This window comes from Paenibacillus sp. FSL P4-0184, assembly GCF_038004625.1.
In the GTDB taxonomy this organism is placed as follows: domain Bacteria; phylum Bacillota; class Bacilli; order Paenibacillales; family Paenibacillaceae; genus Paenibacillus_AQ.
In genome coordinates, this window is the sequence record NZ_JBBORN010000001.1 from 1,036,028 (window position 1) to 1,052,237 (window position 16,210).

Below are 16,210 nucleotides of genomic sequence, written 5' to 3' on the forward strand. Positions count from 1 at the left end.
CCATAGGTCCTCTCTTTCTTCCGGAATGTCTAACCCTATCATTTCATTAGATTAAGGAAGGAACAATGCCCCTTGTGGAATCACCTGCTGCTTCTGGCTGGAACTCTCCCACAGCAAGCGAAGATTAGCATCTCCTTCATTCTCATAATATTCAATTTGGATATCATAAAGTGTTCCGGCTGTGAGCGGGATACTTTCTTTATGAAGGGTTGCACTTTGATTTTTCCAATTATCGATGATCAGCTTTCCGTCAATCCAGACACGGACTCCATCATCAGAGGATGCCGAAATCGTATATTTTTCACTGAATTCGGGTTTGAGCTTCCCTTTCCAGCGAACAGAAAAATGATCTTCATCTATCTCCTGTGCAGGTGACCCGCCATGCCAATTAAAATCAATCTTACGATCATCGCGGATAAGTACCGCTTCTCCCTCTAAACCAGTATTGTTATAGTATTCTCCAGTTAAACCCGCTAGGGTTACCGGGATTACCGGTGCTATCGAAGGGCCTCCTGTTGTGAGAACGTAATCCTCTCTCGATACTATAAACGAGTCATTCATAAAGCTTTTAATTGACTGTAGCGTATTATTTTCTGTCAGTAATTTTCCCCAGGTCATCATATAGACCCATTTATTTTGTTTCTCGGTTAATACTTCCGGGTTCGGCAGCTGTCCACTCTCCCCGATTCCGATAGGTTTACCTTCAGCAAGTGCGAGCAGATCCTCATAGTAGGACTGCTTATAATCGTTATTGTAGATATCCGCAGCCAGAACATCGAGTTTATCCCCACCGGGATAATATGCAGCATAAGGATCTGACCATTCATTCGGCGCATTCGGATTCCACACCCACAGTAGATTATTTAGCTTGTGTGTGTTTACAAAACGATCATAGACAATATTCCAAAGCGCTGAAAAATTGTCCTTTTTCCCCCACCAAAACCAACCGCCGTTCATTTCATGGTAAGGTCGCCATAAGACCGGAACTCCGGCATCACGCAACTGACCCAAATACCCCGCAACCTCGTCTAGATCTGAGATTAGCCTCTTATACTGAGCCGTCCCAGGTGTAACATAAGCATTAAATTTCTCTTGACTGAGACTTCTGTTTACATTGGACCATTCTGGAGAGGTTCCCGGCAAACTCTGATGGAATGTCATGGCTACAATACCACCCTCTTGATGCCACTCAATTGCACTGTCTATAACAGCTTGCCGCTGTTCTGCGATCGTCCCTTCGGGTTGATTATTAATTGCCCCCAATTCATAACCATGTAGAACGGCATTTTGTCCCGATGTATTCTTCAGCTTATGAACCAGTTCATCTGGACTTTCTAGATAATCATGCTGGCCAGACAGGATCCCTTTGCCACGTAGATTCACCAAATTACTCAGCAGTTGCTTGGCTTCTTCAGAAGCTGATGGATTGCTTGGTATAGCCGGAGGAGGAGAGGAAGAAACACTCATAGCCTTCGGAAGACTCTTAACCTCTCCCCAAGGCAGCAAGGAAAAAATAATAAACACCGGTAATATAGTAAACAACAATCTGTTTTGCTTATAATATTTACGCAAATAAATCCTCCTTTCGGTAGCTGTACTGCCTCCACAGGTGCTAAATAAACATACCTGTTATCGGACAATCGTCTTCTGACCTAATGAGGACTATAGCTTAGTAGCTCTGCAATAACGCAGAGCCACTAAGGATCGACCTGTAATTTTCATCAATCAGGAGACATCCGGAAGATAAAGTGCACTTGCTGGAACTGTCTCTTTAGCTTGACTAGCACTTTCCCACATCAAGCGGACTCTCGCATCGCCTTCATTTTCGTAATACTCCACCTTGATATCGTATAGCTGACCAGCCTTCAGCGTTATATTCCCCTTACGCTCAGTACCACTTTGCTTAGTCCAACTATCAATCACGGATTGCCCATTCACCCACACACGGATGCCATCATCTGAGGTAGTGTAAAATGTATATTGCTCATCATAAAATGGCTTAATTTTACCGCTCCAACGTATGGAGAAACGATCAATCCCGAGGGCGGCATCCGGCGATCCTTGCCGCCAATTGAAATCGATAATTGCATCAGTTCTAGTAAGAGCTGCTGTTCCCGATAGCTGTATGTTGTTGTAATATTCTCCTGCAAGCCCCTTCGCAAGAGGAATGGCTGCCTCACCATCTTCTTCGGGAGGTGCCGGCGCTGGTGCAGCGCTAGGTGTCGGTGCCAGACCAGTATTTAATTTATCTCTGGTCAGGGTGTAGTTGCTATTCATAAATGTTTTGATTGTGTCTGCACTGTTATTCTCGTAAAGCATTTTTCCCCAGCTCATCATATACGTCCATTTACTTTGTGATTGCTGAAGCTTCTCCAGATTAGGCATTTCACCATTCTCCCCGATCGCAATCGGTTTGCCTGCGGCTAGACTCAACAAGCTGTCATAGTATTTTTGCTGGTAATCATTTTCGTATATATCTACTGCCAGAATATCTACTTTATCAGCACCTGGATAAGTTAGCGCATAAGGATCTGACCAAACATTGGGAGCATTCGGACTCCATACCCATAACAAATTATTTAATTTATGAACGTTAACAAAACGGTCATACATAATATTCCAAAGTTTAGAAAAGTTATTTTTCTTCCCCCACCAGAACCAGTTCCCGTTCATTTCATGATAGGGTCTCCAAAGCACCGGAACATTGGCATCGCGCAAGCTTTTTAAAGAGACTGCCACCTTATCAAGTTCAGCGATCAGACTGTTATATTGCTTGGTACCCGGTGTAACGTAACTATCGAACTCATTCTGACTAAGTGTTTTTTTCACATTATCCCAGTCATAAGAGGTGCCCGGCAGGTTAGCATGAAAAGTCATAGCTACGATCCCGCCCGCTTTATTCCAGTTGATGGCGCTGTTCACCACATTTTGACGCTGCCAGGTCATCGTTCCTTCTGACTGACCGCTGATCGCGCCCAGTTCATAACCGTGAAGAGCGGCATATTGTCCGCTGGTTCCCTTCAGCATATTGTTAATTTCATCTGGACTTTCTAAATAGTCATGTTGACCAGCAATAATACCTTTTCCTGAGATCGAGTAAAAATAGTTAAGCAGCTTTACGGCTTCAGGTGAGGCTCCTGGGGTAACTGGCGTTCCAGAATTTGAAGCAGCTATGACAACAGACGGCGAAATTCCAACAGTAAGCGGAAGTGCAGTCAGAAACAAGACGAGTGACAGAAATGCGCCAAATAATCGATACGTACGGTAAGCTTTCAAAATAATCTCCCTTTCGGTAGCCAGGCTGCCACTCTTTCGAAGGCCCTATAGCTTTGCGTCCCTACCTTTCGATAGGTTTGCCTTTTCAATTTAAGAGAAATAATCTCTCTTACCGTAAGTATCGACGACAATTAATGATATATTTAGTGTTTTTATGACTTTTTTTGATAATTGAGTCAATTTACCTGTTTCAAGAAATTTTGGATTGGTTAAATAGATAGGTTAGACCTATGAAATGAATTGTTGTAGTTCTATATCATTCCAGTCTAAAGTAATACGAATGTTATCTTCTTCTACTAATTCAGAACCCGTCTGTACCTCTATAAACTCGACATCCGTCAAAGCAAGGATCGCGTGCTTCGTTCCTTCCGGTATACGTACCACGTCCCCAGCCTTCACATTATGTTTTTTCTCATTCAGCACAATACTTGCTTCGCCGCTGACGATTGTCCAAATTTCACTACGCTTGCGATGTAATTGATAGCTGATATTATTCCCCTCGGATATAAAAATCCGTTTGGTCAGCACTTCATTGCCTTCATCATATTTCACATAATCAATAACTTTGTAATGGCCCCAGCGGCGTTCCTCGTACATCGGTCTTTGTTCAAAGGTCTTCAGCACTTCTTTAATCCGCGGGCTCTCAGCTTTATGGGTAACTAGAATCCCATCCGGGCTAGCCGCAATGATCAGATCCTTCGCACCAATTACCGTAATCGGAATATCCAGCTCATTAATCAAGCAAGTCCCCTCAGAATCCGCCGTTACAAAACCTTTTCCTACATGTTTGCTACTCATTTCCTCTGTCAGCGTATTCCACGTTCCAAGATCCTTCCAGAATCCATCATACGGCTGTACTACAATATGTTCTTCTTTCTCTACCACTTCATAATCAAAGCTGATGGAAGACAATAGCTTATACTGCTTCTGCAATTCTTCATATCCTAAAGGCAACCCTTTACGCTGCAAAATATCTAACAAGTACCCTAAGCGGAAGGCAAACACTCCACAATTCCACAATGCATTTTGCTCGATGAGCTGTTCTGCTTGTATGCGGTCTGGTTTCTCTTGAAAATGACTCACCTTCATAAAACCATTTCCCCCCGCCTCTTCGGTGGTAGGAATAATATATCCGTATTTCTCTGAGGCATGTTCAGGAACAACACCCATTAGTGCCAGATTTGCTCCACTTTCCAGCATGGTCCCCTCAAGCATAGCTATGGTATCGAAAAAGGATGCTTCTACATAAGGGTCAACAGGCAATATTGCTACCGTCTCCGCTGGAGAAACACCTGCCACTGAATAAAGATAGGTAGCTGTTAAGGCGATAGCCGGAAAAGTATCCCGACGCTCCGGTTCAACGATAATCGGCACATGACTTCCCAGTTGGCTTTGTATCATTTCTACTTGGCTGCGGCCGGTGGCCAGATAAGATGATTCTGCCATCCCCGCTTCCTCCAGCTGTCTCCAGACACGTTGTACCATGGATTCTGGTTCACCTTGAGGGCTTTCAAGTACCTTTAGAAATTGCTTTGAACGTGAGTCGTTGGACAACGGCCATAACCGTTTACCTGAACCGCCTGATAGAAGTACCATTTTCATAGAATGAACCCTCCTTGAATGGAATGTATTAAAAGCTATGTCTTTGTTAGGTAGAAACCACTCCAAGGGATTTTGGACTTCCGATCGCTGTTATCCTCAGATTTCCTGATTGGACCGCTTCTCGCGGTAGAAATCCGAGGATAAAGGCGAACACTCCGTTTCTACAGTTCCAAATTCCCTTTCCGTTCTTAACCTAACCAACTACTTTTTAACAATGATCCATGCGCACCGGGCTGTACCAGCCGGAAGCGAGCACGTTTTTCTAAAGATTCGCTTCTGCTCCGGGGGAGGCAGCTGCAACTGCAAGAACAACTGCAAGAACAACTGCAACTACAAGAGCAAGACTAGTTGCCACCACAGAGACAGAGACAATGACAACTACAAATGTTACTGCTACTGCGGTATATAATCAGAGTACCTAACTTTATAAATTGCTTAGAAACTTAAGATTAAGGGAATGGAGTGGCGGAAGAGAATTTTGGAACTGGAGGAGCGATAGCGTCCGCCTAAAAGCTTTCCGTAGGAAAGCTCACTTCGTAAGCATAAGCTTTTCCGGATTTCTACCGCTATTAGCGGTTAAAATCAGGAAATCTGCAGACAACAGCGGCCGGAAGTCCAAACATTCTCTGGAGTCACGCCTCATCCCTAAATAGAAAAATCTCAAGTTCAATATATATAGATTAAACCGCTCCAGCCACACTAGCAGAATAACCGCTCAATCCACCCATCTGCGGGCGGCCGACAGAATGATAAACGAGGCCGGTACCCTCGATTTGCTCCTTGGAATACACATTGCGTCCATCGATCAATACCCCATTACGCATGCTTTTCGCCAGCTGATGCAGATCAATCTCCTTGAGTAGGCTCCAATCGGTCAAGAGGCATACGGCATCGCTGCCCTCAGCCGCTTCCTCAGGCAGATTGCACCAGCGAAGCTGCGGATGATCGTATTGCAGCCTGAAATTTGTAGCTGCAATTGGATCATATAGTTTGACTGTTGCCCCCTCAGCCACCAGTGCCTCAACAATCTCTCTGGCTGGAGCTTCGCGGACATCATCAGTATTAGGCTTAAAGGCAAGCCCCCAAATCCCAATCGTCGAACCGCGCAGGCTGCCAAGTGATTCATGCAGCTTGGAGATGATCATAAACCGTTGTCCCTTGTTCACTTCGACTACAGATTTCAATAATTTGAATTCGTAATCGACGTTACCCGCAATTTGAATGAGCGCATTAGTGTCTTTCGGGAAACAGGAGCCTCCATAACCGATGCCAGCCTGCAGGAAGGATGACCCGATTCTTTGGTCCATACCCATTCCTTCGGCTACCTCGGTTACATCAGCTCCCACTTTTTCGCAAATATTGGCGATCTCGTTAATAAAGGAAATCTTCGTGGCCAAAAATGCATTTGAAGCATATTTGATCATTTCAGCACTGCGTATATCTGTTACAAATACATTTTCAGTGAAACCCTTATGAAGCTCGCGCATGGTTGGTTCCAGCTCTGGATTATCAAGACCAATGACAATTCTGTCGGGATGGAGGGTATCGCGAATCGCTGACCCTTCACGTAAAAACTCAGGTGCAGACACGATATCAAAAGAATGTTGGGTATACTTAGAGATCATTTGAGAGATTTTTTCATTTGTTCCTACTGGAACTGTAGATTTAGTCATTATAATTTTGTGCCCTTCCATCGCTTTGGCGATTTCAGCGGCTGCACCCTCAATGTAGGTTAGGTCTGCTTCACCGTTAGGCAATGATGGCGTACCTACAGCAAGAATGATAATATCTGAACGGCGCACCGACTCTTGAAGATCTGCAGAAAAAGATAACCGTTCCTCACGAAGATTCAGTTCAATCAGTTCCTCGATTCCCGGCTCATAGATAGGCGATTCCATCTGTTTCAGCTTCTTAATCTTTTCCTCGTCCTTATCCACACAGATGACATGATGTCCCCCCAGTGCAAAGCACACGCCAGATACAAGACCCACATACCCAGTACCGATTACTGTCAGCTTCATACAATCATCCTCCTTTTAGAAAATTGACGTAGGCCTGCTCAACATACTGCTTGAACTTAACCATAAACGCCTGCTCATCGAATTTACGTGCATGCTCCATGATTTGATCGATATCCCAAGCGTAGGACTCTACCTCATAAATAGCCTTAAGCAGATCCTCCACTTCTTGATGCTGAAAGAACACACCATTTACATAAGGAATAATAGTATCCAGTGCCCCACCTGCTTGATAAGCAATTACCGGTCTTCCTGCAGCGTTCGCTTCCAGCGGTGTAATTCCAAAGTCCTCTTCTCCTGGAAAAATAAACGCTCTACACTGTGCCATCATTCCAGTCACTTGCTCATCTTCTAGCCGGCCCAGAAACGATACATTATCCTTAGCCATGCCTTCGAGACGCTTGCGATCCGGTCCATCCCCTACGATATAAAGCTTAAGACCGTTACGATTGAAAGCCTCTACGGCCAGATCAATCCGCTTGTAGGAAACAAGCCGAGAGACAATTAAATAATAGTCACCAATGGTAGAAGAGCTTGTAAACCGGGCTGTATTAATCGGTGGAAATATGACATCTGCATCCCGGTGATAATAATTCTGAATCCTCGTCTTCACTACTGAAGAATTGGCTACGAACTGATTCACATTTTTGGAAGTCCGCTGGTCCCACGTTTTGAGCTGCTGCATGTATACCTTAAGCATTTTCTTGAACAACCCAGAATTCGACTGACGTTCCATGTAGGTGTCGTAATCCCATGCGAAGCGCATAGGTGTATGGCAGTAACAAAGATGAAACGTATGTTTAGGAACCTGAATACTTTTCATAAAAGCACTGCTGGAACTCAGGACGATATCGAAACCGCGAAAGTCCAAATCACGGATGGCCATTGGATAAAGTGGCAGCACCCCTTTAAAATTGGTCTTTACCCCCGGAATCTTTTGCAGCCAGGAGGCACGGATATCCGCATCTTTGAGATTGTCAGTAAGGCGGCTTCCGTTAAAAACCGTTGTGTAGATTGGAGCCTCGGGATACATGTGATGAAAGACTTCCACCACTCTTTCCGCGCCGCCCATTTGGATTAAATAATCGTGCGCTATCGCAATTTTCATGTGAATCATCCTCAAAGTTTTATGGAGCATCATCTTCAGAATTACCGCGTCATATCATCTGTCAGGTGCCCGCCAACAAACCTTTATAGTAGTCAACGATGTCCTTGACCGTATTCTCGATAACAAAATGCTCTTTCACTCGTTTCATCCCATTGTCCGCCATCCGCCGTCTTTCCTCTGGGTGATCCAGCATCCATTTAATGGAGTCTGCCAGTATCGCCGCGTCACCAGGCTCTATCAGTAGTCCTGTCTCACCTTGAACTACAATTTCTACCGGCCCGCCTTCATTGGAGGCGATCACCGGTAATCCCGCTGCCATTCCTTCAACGATAACTTGGCCAAAAGGCTCAGGAGTTACCGAAGTGTGAATCAGTAAATCAGCAGTATTCATAAGGCCTTGAATATCATCCACATGCCCTAGCATGCTCACATTAGTAAGCTCGTCGTTTTTTATCTTTTGCAGCAATTCCTGCTTATAAGCCTCTTCTCCAAACAGAGCGTCTCCGGCCAGCCAGAACTTCACACGAGGTTCGTTCTTAAAGCTTTTTGCGGCTTCCAGCACAATATGCTGACCCTTCCAATGCGCCAATCGACCAACTAGCAATACGTTAAAATCCTTCTGGTCCCGCATACCGATCCCATTACCAATCGCTTTAGCGAATGCGGAGTATACGACCAGCGTTTTTTTCGATCGCGGCAGCTCCAAAGCATTCAGTGTAGAATGTGAATTCGCGATGACTCCATTGGGGAGCAGGCGCGACAGCAAACGAATGCCTTTGGCAACGATAGGCTTTAAATAAGGGGCCCCAATATGATCCCGGATGTGCCAAATCAATGGAACGCCCGCTATTTTTGCAGCGATAGCTCCGTATAATGCAGATTTCAGGGAATTGGTGTGCACGCAATCTACCTTCTCCGCTTTTAAAAGCGGCGCAAGCTTGCGGCCATAAGCCAACAGCTTGAAGGCTGCAGCAGGTGCTCCCAAGTTGACTGCATTTCTCCCCCGACTTCTGATACTTTCATCCAGCGGAATAATACGGACATCCATCCCATTTTCTCGTAGCCGTTCAGCCAGCGCACCATCCTCAGCCAGAATTATCAGCGGATCAATCTGTTCTCCAATATGGGTAAGGATGTTAAACAGGGCTACTTCTCCACCACTCCATTTAGCAGTGTGATCTATATAGGCCACTCTAAGCATTACGTGGTCACCTCCTCTCCTAAGGCTTGCAGGAACACGGATTCTACTTGATCCGTAACATGCTCCCAGGTATATCTCTCCAGCACATGCTCTCTACATTCATCCCGGCTCGGAAGCAGCTTTCGATTGCTAAGCATATGGATCATACCTTCGGCCATGTGGTCACTACTTGAACTCTTAAATAGCAATTCCGGCCGGAAGCCTTGCAAAATTTCCTTATTTCCGCCAATCGGTGTAGCCATCACTGGCAATCCTGAGGATAAGGCTTCAACGGTAATCAAACCAAAGCCCTCCAATGCCTGTGAGGGAACCACGAACATGTCCGCTGCCTGATAATAAGAGGCCAGTTCATGATCAGGAATGTAGCCTAGCAGCCTTACCTTGTTGCTTAAGCCATAGTCGGCGATCTTTTCTTCCAGTTCCCCCCGCAACGGCCCTTTACCACCAATCAGCAGAATTGCATTCGGGAACCGCTCCGCAACTTGCTTCCAGGCTTCAAGCAGCTGGAGTAGTCCCATCCGATTGACCAAACGCCGGACAGTCAGCACGGTTGTTGCTCCCTCAGGTAAATTCAAGGTCCGGCGAATCGCCAATCGATTCGTAGCGGGGATAAAACGTTCCACATTAGCTGCGCCTGGAATCACAATAATTTTGTGTAGTGGCACTCCGTGCAGCTTATGGAGAATATCGCGGAACGTCTCACTAAGCACGATGAACTTATCCGCAAGCTTATAGGCTCTATGTTCAATGGATTTGGCGATGGTTGTTTTGACCCGGTGCTTAATGCCTTGGCCTTCGATTTTCATTTCTTCATTCCATGGGCCATGAAAAGTCATCACTACAGGAATCCCACGTTTCTTTGCTTCCAGGGCTGGACCAATACCATAAGGAGCAAAGTGAGTGTATAAAATATCTATACGGCCACTGCCCTCTCCCATCAGATCGGCCGCCTTACGCTGGAAAGCATCCTTACGTTTCCAGATCCCATCTTTTGGATCTCCGGCATTGTGAATAATCAATTCCTCAGGGGTAGCAGGCGTCTCTTGACTGCAAATCAGCGCATGCACCCGATTACGTGAGGAGAGTTGCTCGCAAACGGATTTGAAATACGTGTTAAGCCCACCCGGCTGTAGCGACGGCCAGCTAAGGCCTGTCGTCATAATGTTCAATCCGTCACTGTACGGCATAGCTTCTCTCTCCTTTATTCTCCTTCTCGGTCTGACTCGTCTTCGCATTGTGCTGAGTCAGCTTTCCCGATCTAATTAATTCGTAATGCTTGAAGCCGACCATGAATTCATACATGACCCAGAATACGGATACTCCGAAACCTGACATTCCCTTCTTGAACAACCCGTGTAAGAAATACTTTTGCAGGAAACGGGCTGGTGGTCTTAACAGCAGATGACTGACCCGAAATCGTTTGCCCTTGGCATACGCACTTTCAGCTTCCAAGTCAGTGTACTTATTGAAACGTGCCACATGATCGTTAATACTGCGGTAACCATAATGCCAGAGGGTTCCTGTCAAACGTATGGTTCGCTCTTCAGAGACCTCGGGCATCTCGTGCACCAAGCTATTTCGAATTCCATACGCTTTGCGGTTGTAAAGGCGCACAAGATATTCGCCACGATCCAGCCATCTGCCCATAAAATCACCGATCCGGTAGATAGAATAGGCAACCGATTGATCCATAAGCCCCGGTTTCAGTTCAAGAATACTCGCGGCCAACTCGTCGCTGACCACTTCGTCAGTATCAATAAGGAAGACCCAATCATGAACCGCGCGTTCTACTCCGAACTCCCTCTGTTTCGCATATCCGGGCCAAGGGTTGACGTATACACGACAATTCAAGCTTTCAGAAAGCTGTACTGTCCCGTCTTTGCTGCCTCCGTCAATCACAACCACCTCGTCGGCGAATAACCTGCAGGATTGTATGGCCTTAGATATTCGAACTTCGTCATCCTGAGCGATGATGACAGCCGATATTGGATAATTGCCTTGGCCGCCTACCACGCTTTTTACTGAATCCATGAAGGTTTCCTCCTTTGTCTTTCGCATTATCCATTCATATCCATCGGTTTCTTGCGAATGTAAGAATTCATCGTCGTCTTCATCCACTGGATGTCCTCCCGGGTAATGAGCAGCCGGGGTAGTTTAACTTTTAAGGTGTACTTTATATTGAGAACAATGAAGAAGAATCGCAGGATTGCTGATGACAACATCGCTATCCCTGCTCCGAGTAAGCCAAATTTAGGGATGAGCAGGAACAACATTGGGATAACCAAGAGTAAGCCAAAACCTTGAAGCATCGAAACAATTTTCGGCTTGCCTAGCGCCATAAAGGCCTGCGCCAGAATGATCGTCCCCCCGCTAATAGTCACTTCAAGGAGCAACAAACGAAACACGGTTAATGCCGCATTGAAGTCTTTGCCGTACATCAACGGAATTACTAAAGGGGCTAAGAGCATCAGGAATACTCCGCCAAGCATGGTGAAGGTCGTACTTATTCGGAAGGCTTTGAATGTTAACTGAACTGCTTGTTCTTTGGACAGCTCAGAAGCCTTAGGAAACAAGACGATCGTAATCGAACTTGAGAAAAAATTAACCATCCGCGATAGACTCACAGCCACTACATACAGCCCCAAATCAGCAGGTCTTAACAAACCGGCAATTACGATCTGATCGATATAGGTAGAGAAATTGCCAAGCAAGTCATTACCGTAGGAACCCAGCCCGTAAGTGAACAATCTTTTTAAATTTTGATAGGCCCCTCTCATCTTCACCTTATAGGTGCGAAGCAAGGAAATCGTCATTCCGATAAACAGCGGCGCTCCAGGAAGAAGATAGGCAACTGCAGTTGTAAATGGATTCATCTGATCCAGCGCGATCAATATCCCGATCATCGTCAGTGTAAGCAACGGCACTAGATAGCGAATCCAATTAAACCTCTTGTATTCACCTCTGAATTGAAAAGCTGCATTGTTAATTTGAGAGATCACTATAATCGGACACAGAATCATAGACCACTGAGCAAAGGTCACGACCTCCGGACTGAAGGATTTCAGCCAATAAGGCAAGACCACGATACCTATAATCATCGCTATGACCCCAAAAATGGTACCGAGCAGCAATGCCATACGATAAAGCACTCCGGCATCCTCCGGGTTTTTCTTAGCGTTATAGATGAGAGCTGATGGAATCCCAAAGCTCATGCTAAAGGCCAGAAACTGTGACCAGTTAATCATTGCCGTCTGTTCCCCACGTCCTGTCGGTCCAAGATAACGGGCGGTCAGTACACCCGTTAACATGTTAATCAGTAGGATCATGACACTGACAAACATTGTCTTCACGGCTGCCGAGCTGTTGTCCTTACTCTTCGCGAACAATCTAAAAGATGACCAGATTGTTCTAGCGGGGAGAGATTTTGCATTCAACTGCTGCATACGGTGTTCCCTTCCTTCTACTTTGTGTGATCTCCCTTGCGCTGAGGCCAAGACCGATCAGCATCCAGATTAAGTATCCCTTGAGTCCGGGAAACCCATTATCTGATACCAAACTGACTATCGCACCGGTCCAAGTAGCAAGAGCAAGTCGGGCGTATGGCTGCAATTGGTCCCTGCTGATTACTCTAGCGAATATCTGTTTGACAACTGCGCCTAAAGCTCCGAAGAAGAAAACAGCACCCAGAATACCAAAGGTAAGCAGTAAGGCGATAACTCCGTTATCCATAATTCCGTACTCTCCAAGCTCGCCGTCATTACCAAGCTTAGTCCCTTGGCCTACACTACCGATTCCCTGACCTACTGGATTGGCGGCGACCATCGGCAGCATGTTTTGCCATAAGCTTAGCCGTTCATTATAAGAGTGATCTTCCTGAACAGAAGAAAGTGTCTCTACCCGAGCAACCAGTCCTTCGGCACCCGGCAATTTCGGCACAACCCAGAACAACGCAGCAGCCACAAAAACTAATTGAATCAAAGTTTTCCACTTTCCCTTAGAAGGAGAGGTTCCAATGTACATGAGCAGCATCACCAGAAGAATCAGCCATGCCGCGCGTACTAAAGTAGTCAGCAGGCAGATTACAACCAGCAGTACGCCGATCCAGCGAAATGTTCCCCGCCATTTTTTCTCCAGTATCATCGGAACTAAAGCAAACGCTAAGAAGGTTGCAGCCGGTCCGGGCGAATTCAGCGTAGAGAACACTCGGATTTCCAATGGATATGGATTTCCGATGGACATCATATCCGCATGTTTCATCCAGAACACATCCCAAGGTGGCACCGTCAAATACTGAACAATCCCGTAAATGGCAACTAGGACTGCAATATTGGCAAAAGCGGTAAGCAATCGATCGATATCCTTCGGCTTGAACTTCGTGACGGCAAAGTACGGCAATAACAGCAGTGGCACAATATAATTCGCTAAGTCATAAACTGAGCCCATGCCATTCTTAGCCAAACCGATTAAAGCACCATAACCCAGCGCAACTGCGAACATTAACATGATCCGCGTGGAGGCTTTTTGAATATTATGAATCTCCTTCAGCAGCGGAATGATCAAGGTTACACCGGTTAACAAGGGAGCTAAGCTCAGCAAGGATACAGAGTGATACACTCCTTCTGACCAGTCAGCAATGCGGCGAAGCTCTGGAGCTACGGCCCAGATTAGCAAGGTATAAGCAACCAGCATTTTCGGTCTAAGTACGGCTAACAAGAAAGCCGGGAATAGGATGGCTGAGAGAATGGCTCCCTGCAGACTGTTCGATGAACTCAGCATCGCACTGGAGAAGCCGATGATCAGCGGAAGAGAGACACCTATAGCAGCAGTCCCCCCTATTAATCCAGCTGTCTTGATGAACCTAAGTGATGGGGGCGTAAATACACTCATTCCAAGCCTCCTTCCTTCACCTTATCCCGCTTACGCAGTTCCTTAAGTAATAAAAGTAGAAATTGTGCATCGTCCACAAGATATCTTTTCCAGAGCCGGCCCGGCTCCTGGCTAAGCCGCCAGAACCATTCGAACCCTGTTTTTTGCATGAAGCTAGGTGCTCGTTTCACTGAGCCTGACAGAAAATCAAAGGTCGCTCCCACTCCGATCGATATCGGAGCTTGATAAGAGGTATAGTGGCGATAAATCCACTTTTCCTGCTTAGGCGCTCCTACACCAACAAACACGATATCTGGCTGGCACTCTGTCAGCATTTCTATAATGCGTTCATTCTCCTCCTCATTGTGCTCGAATCCATAGGATGGAGAATAACAGCCAACCACATTTATTCCGGGATGCGCTGTTTTCAAATTCATCGCTGCCCGTTCCGCCACGCCTTCAGCTGAGCCTAAGAAGAACAGCCGGTACTTCCTTTGCTCAAAGGCGTTGCCCAATCGATTAAATAGATCCGCGCCGGATACCTTCTGCTTAAGCGGCTTGCCTAGCATTTTGGATGCCCAGATCAGTGGCATTCCGTCAGCAACAACTGCGCCTGCCTTGGAATATACCGTTTGAAATTCTTTATCCTTACGAAGCTTGATCACATGATCTACATTGCAAGTGAGGATATAAGACTGATTCCTCTCCTGAATGGTTTTATCAATGTAATCAAGCAAATCCATGAAATCATAGTTATCAAAATTGACATCGAACATATTCACTTGACTCATCGTATCACTTCTTTTTGTGGGGAATCGGTTGGCTGTGAAGATCGATACAGGCAGTTCAGGTACCAACAGAACGGAATAATAAATTGGACCGTCGACAGCGTGTTATCGGAGAATGAGTAGATTAAAAACGCTGCAATAAATAACAGATAATAAGGTTTGATCGGCGGAGCCAATGCTCTGTACACCAGAATAAATACAGCCAATAAAGAGAACATCAACAGAATAGCGCCAATATATCCCCCATCGAAGTAAAAGCGGATATACTCGTTGTGCGGAACTACAAAACCCTTATACAATGTTCCATCATTTGCTACCGTCACTGCTCCAAGCCCTCTACCAGACCAAGGAGAGTCCGCAGCCTTATTTAAAAAATACTCCCATGCCTCCGACCTTCCTGATAAATCAACAGCCGTATCTGTCTGTCTCTCAAAGGAACGTTTCTCAAAATTATCGAGCTGCCAGAAAACGGCGACCATAATCAAGAAAAATGCACCCATCAACGGAATTAGCAGATAGGTTCTGCCCTTCAAATATTGGCGGAGAATATCATAGAAGTAATAGAGAACGGTAAGTCCAAGTGCCAATATAGGCCCTCTTGTTCCTGTTCCAATCAAGATAAAGAAATTTAGAACTAACATGATATAGAAAAAGCGTGCTTGCTGCGGATTCCGCTTCACCTCTATAAATGGAATCGCTACTCCCATAAAGGCCAGCATCGCTAGATGCGCAGGAATATTAGCCCCCTGAATCCGTACAGCGCCTGTATACTCGATGTTGAGAAAATTATGAACATGCGCAAGCTGCAGCAACAAACCAACCACTACACTAACAAGGGGAAGCATACAGATAATTTTGATTTGCAGCTCGGCTACATTCTTTTTCCAGTTAATTAATAAAAATACGAATGGAATCGATAGACCGATAAAAGCTTTAACTGCAATGGATGAGGTCATTTCCGGCAGCCAGATCGAAGATCCAAAGGTAATCACTAGCAGCGCTACCATTGCCCACAAGGGGTGACTCAGACGAAACCGCAAGCCATTGACCAGAATACAAGGAACAAGCAGCATCACGATAACCAATTTATAAAGTGACAGTATCTCCATTCCGAACATGCTGCCGTCATATAAGAAGTTAATCGATATTGCCGTCGTGATTAGAACGAAATAACTGATCAGTTCAGGCCGTGAAATCGAGATTCCCAGCAAAATAATCAGAAGCACGGCAGCTATCGCAATCATCGGCTGGTAGATGACCGCCGTTCCAAAGAACAGGGCCGACATGAGATAGAGCATCCCGTATGGCAAAACATTTAATTTGGAGCCCCACTCAAAATTTGTCATGTTAA

At 45.7% G+C, this 16,210-nt stretch carries 12 protein-coding genes and 1 riboswitch; all 12 genes read right to left on the reverse strand.

Going from position 1 to position 16,210, the window contains the following annotated elements; genetic code table 11:
• Positions 1–51: 51 nt before the first annotated feature.
• Positions 52–1,572 carry a glycosyl hydrolase gene (locus MKY52_RS04430; RefSeq protein WP_341050065.1) on the reverse strand — a complete coding sequence of 507 codons (1,521 nt, stop codon included), beginning with the start codon at positions 1,570–1,572 and terminating at the stop codon, positions 52–54.
• Between the two features lie 153 nt (positions 1,573–1,725).
• On the reverse strand, positions 1,726–3,276 hold the full coding sequence (locus tag MKY52_RS04435; protein WP_341050067.1) for a glycosyl hydrolase: 1,551 nt from the start codon (positions 3,274–3,276) through the stop codon (positions 1,726–1,728).
• Between the two features lie 12 nt (positions 3,277–3,288).
• A riboswitch (cyclic di-GMP riboswitch) is annotated at positions 3,289–3,368 on the reverse strand.
• A gap of 136 nt (positions 3,369–3,504) precedes the next feature.
• The gene (locus MKY52_RS04440) at positions 3,505–4,878 is read right to left on the reverse strand and encodes a sugar phosphate nucleotidyltransferase (RefSeq protein WP_341050069.1); all 1,374 of its coding nucleotides are present in this window, start codon (positions 4,876–4,878) and stop codon (positions 3,505–3,507) included.
• Between the two features lie 680 nt (positions 4,879–5,558).
• On the reverse strand, positions 5,559–6,899 hold the full coding sequence (locus tag MKY52_RS04445; protein WP_341050071.1) for a UDP-glucose dehydrogenase family protein: 1,341 nt from the start codon (positions 6,897–6,899) through the stop codon (positions 5,559–5,561).
• A gap of 4 nt (positions 6,900–6,903) precedes the next feature.
• Positions 6,904–8,004, reverse strand: coding sequence for a glycosyltransferase (locus MKY52_RS04450; protein ID WP_036676592.1), 1,101 nt, complete (start codon positions 8,002–8,004; stop codon positions 6,904–6,906).
• Between the two features lie 61 nt (positions 8,005–8,065).
• Positions 8,066–9,205, reverse strand: a complete 1,140-nt coding sequence (locus tag MKY52_RS04455; protein ID WP_341050073.1) for a glycosyltransferase family 4 protein — start codon at positions 9,203–9,205, stop codon at positions 8,066–8,068.
• Positions 9,205–10,392: a glycosyltransferase family 4 protein gene (locus MKY52_RS04460; protein WP_036676596.1), complete on the reverse strand. Its 1,188-nt coding sequence runs from the start codon at positions 10,390–10,392 to the stop codon at positions 9,205–9,207. The genes MKY52_RS04455 and MKY52_RS04460 overlap by 1 nt, the downstream gene beginning before the upstream one ends.
• Positions 10,379–11,236: a glycosyltransferase family 2 protein gene (locus MKY52_RS04465; RefSeq protein WP_038568901.1), complete on the reverse strand. Its 858-nt coding sequence runs from the start codon at positions 11,234–11,236 to the stop codon at positions 10,379–10,381. The genes MKY52_RS04460 and MKY52_RS04465 overlap by 14 nt, the downstream gene beginning before the upstream one ends.
• 26 nt (positions 11,237–11,262) lie before the next feature.
• Positions 11,263–12,648 carry an oligosaccharide flippase family protein gene (locus MKY52_RS04470; protein ID WP_341050075.1) on the reverse strand — a complete coding sequence of 462 codons (1,386 nt, stop codon included), beginning with the start codon at positions 12,646–12,648 and terminating at the stop codon, positions 11,263–11,265.
• A complete protein-coding gene (locus MKY52_RS04475) occupies positions 12,614–14,092 on the reverse strand; it encodes an O-antigen ligase family protein (RefSeq protein ID WP_341050077.1) in 1,479 nt (492 codons plus the stop codon). The genes MKY52_RS04470 and MKY52_RS04475 overlap by 35 nt, the downstream gene beginning before the upstream one ends.
• Positions 14,089–14,862 carry a WecB/TagA/CpsF family glycosyltransferase gene (locus MKY52_RS04480; protein ID WP_036676606.1) on the reverse strand — a complete coding sequence of 258 codons (774 nt, stop codon included), beginning with the start codon at positions 14,860–14,862 and terminating at the stop codon, positions 14,089–14,091. The genes MKY52_RS04475 and MKY52_RS04480 overlap by 4 nt, the downstream gene beginning before the upstream one ends.
• Positions 14,859–16,205 (reverse strand): O-antigen ligase family protein, encoded by a 1,347-nt coding sequence (locus tag MKY52_RS04485; RefSeq protein WP_036676609.1) that lies wholly within the window; start codon positions 16,203–16,205, stop codon positions 14,859–14,861. The genes MKY52_RS04480 and MKY52_RS04485 overlap by 4 nt, the downstream gene beginning before the upstream one ends.
• Between the last annotated feature and the right edge of the window lie 5 nt (positions 16,206–16,210).

Coding starts and splice junctions, on each gene's coding strand:
- MKY52_RS04450 (WP_036676592.1), bottom strand. CDS start 8,004: ATGAAAATTGCGATAGCGCACGATTATTTAATCCAAATGGGCGGCGCG.
- MKY52_RS04485 (WP_036676609.1), bottom strand. CDS start 16,205: ATGACAAATTTTGAGTGGGGCTCCAAATTAAATGTTTTGCCATACGGG.
- MKY52_RS04455 (WP_341050073.1), bottom strand. CDS start 9,205: ATGCTTAGAGTGGCCTATATAGATCACACTGCTAAATGGAGTGGTGGA.
- MKY52_RS04445 (WP_341050071.1), bottom strand. CDS start 6,899: ATGAAGCTGACAGTAATCGGTACTGGGTATGTGGGTCTTGTATCTGGC.
- MKY52_RS04480 (WP_036676606.1), bottom strand. CDS start 14,862: ATGAGTCAAGTGAATATGTTCGATGTCAATTTTGATAACTATGATTTC.
- MKY52_RS04470 (WP_341050075.1), bottom strand. CDS start 12,648: ATGCAGCAGTTGAATGCAAAATCTCTCCCCGCTAGAACAATCTGGTCA.
- MKY52_RS04465 (WP_038568901.1), bottom strand. CDS start 11,236: ATGGATTCAGTAAAAAGCGTGGTAGGCGGCCAAGGCAATTATCCAATA.
- MKY52_RS04475 (WP_341050077.1), bottom strand. CDS start 14,092: ATGAGTGTATTTACGCCCCCATCACTTAGGTTCATCAAGACAGCTGGA.
- MKY52_RS04460 (WP_036676596.1), bottom strand. CDS start 10,392: ATGCCGTACAGTGACGGATTGAACATTATGACGACAGGCCTTAGCTGG.
- MKY52_RS04440 (WP_341050069.1), bottom strand. CDS start 4,878: ATGAAAATGGTACTTCTATCAGGCGGTTCAGGTAAACGGTTATGGCCG.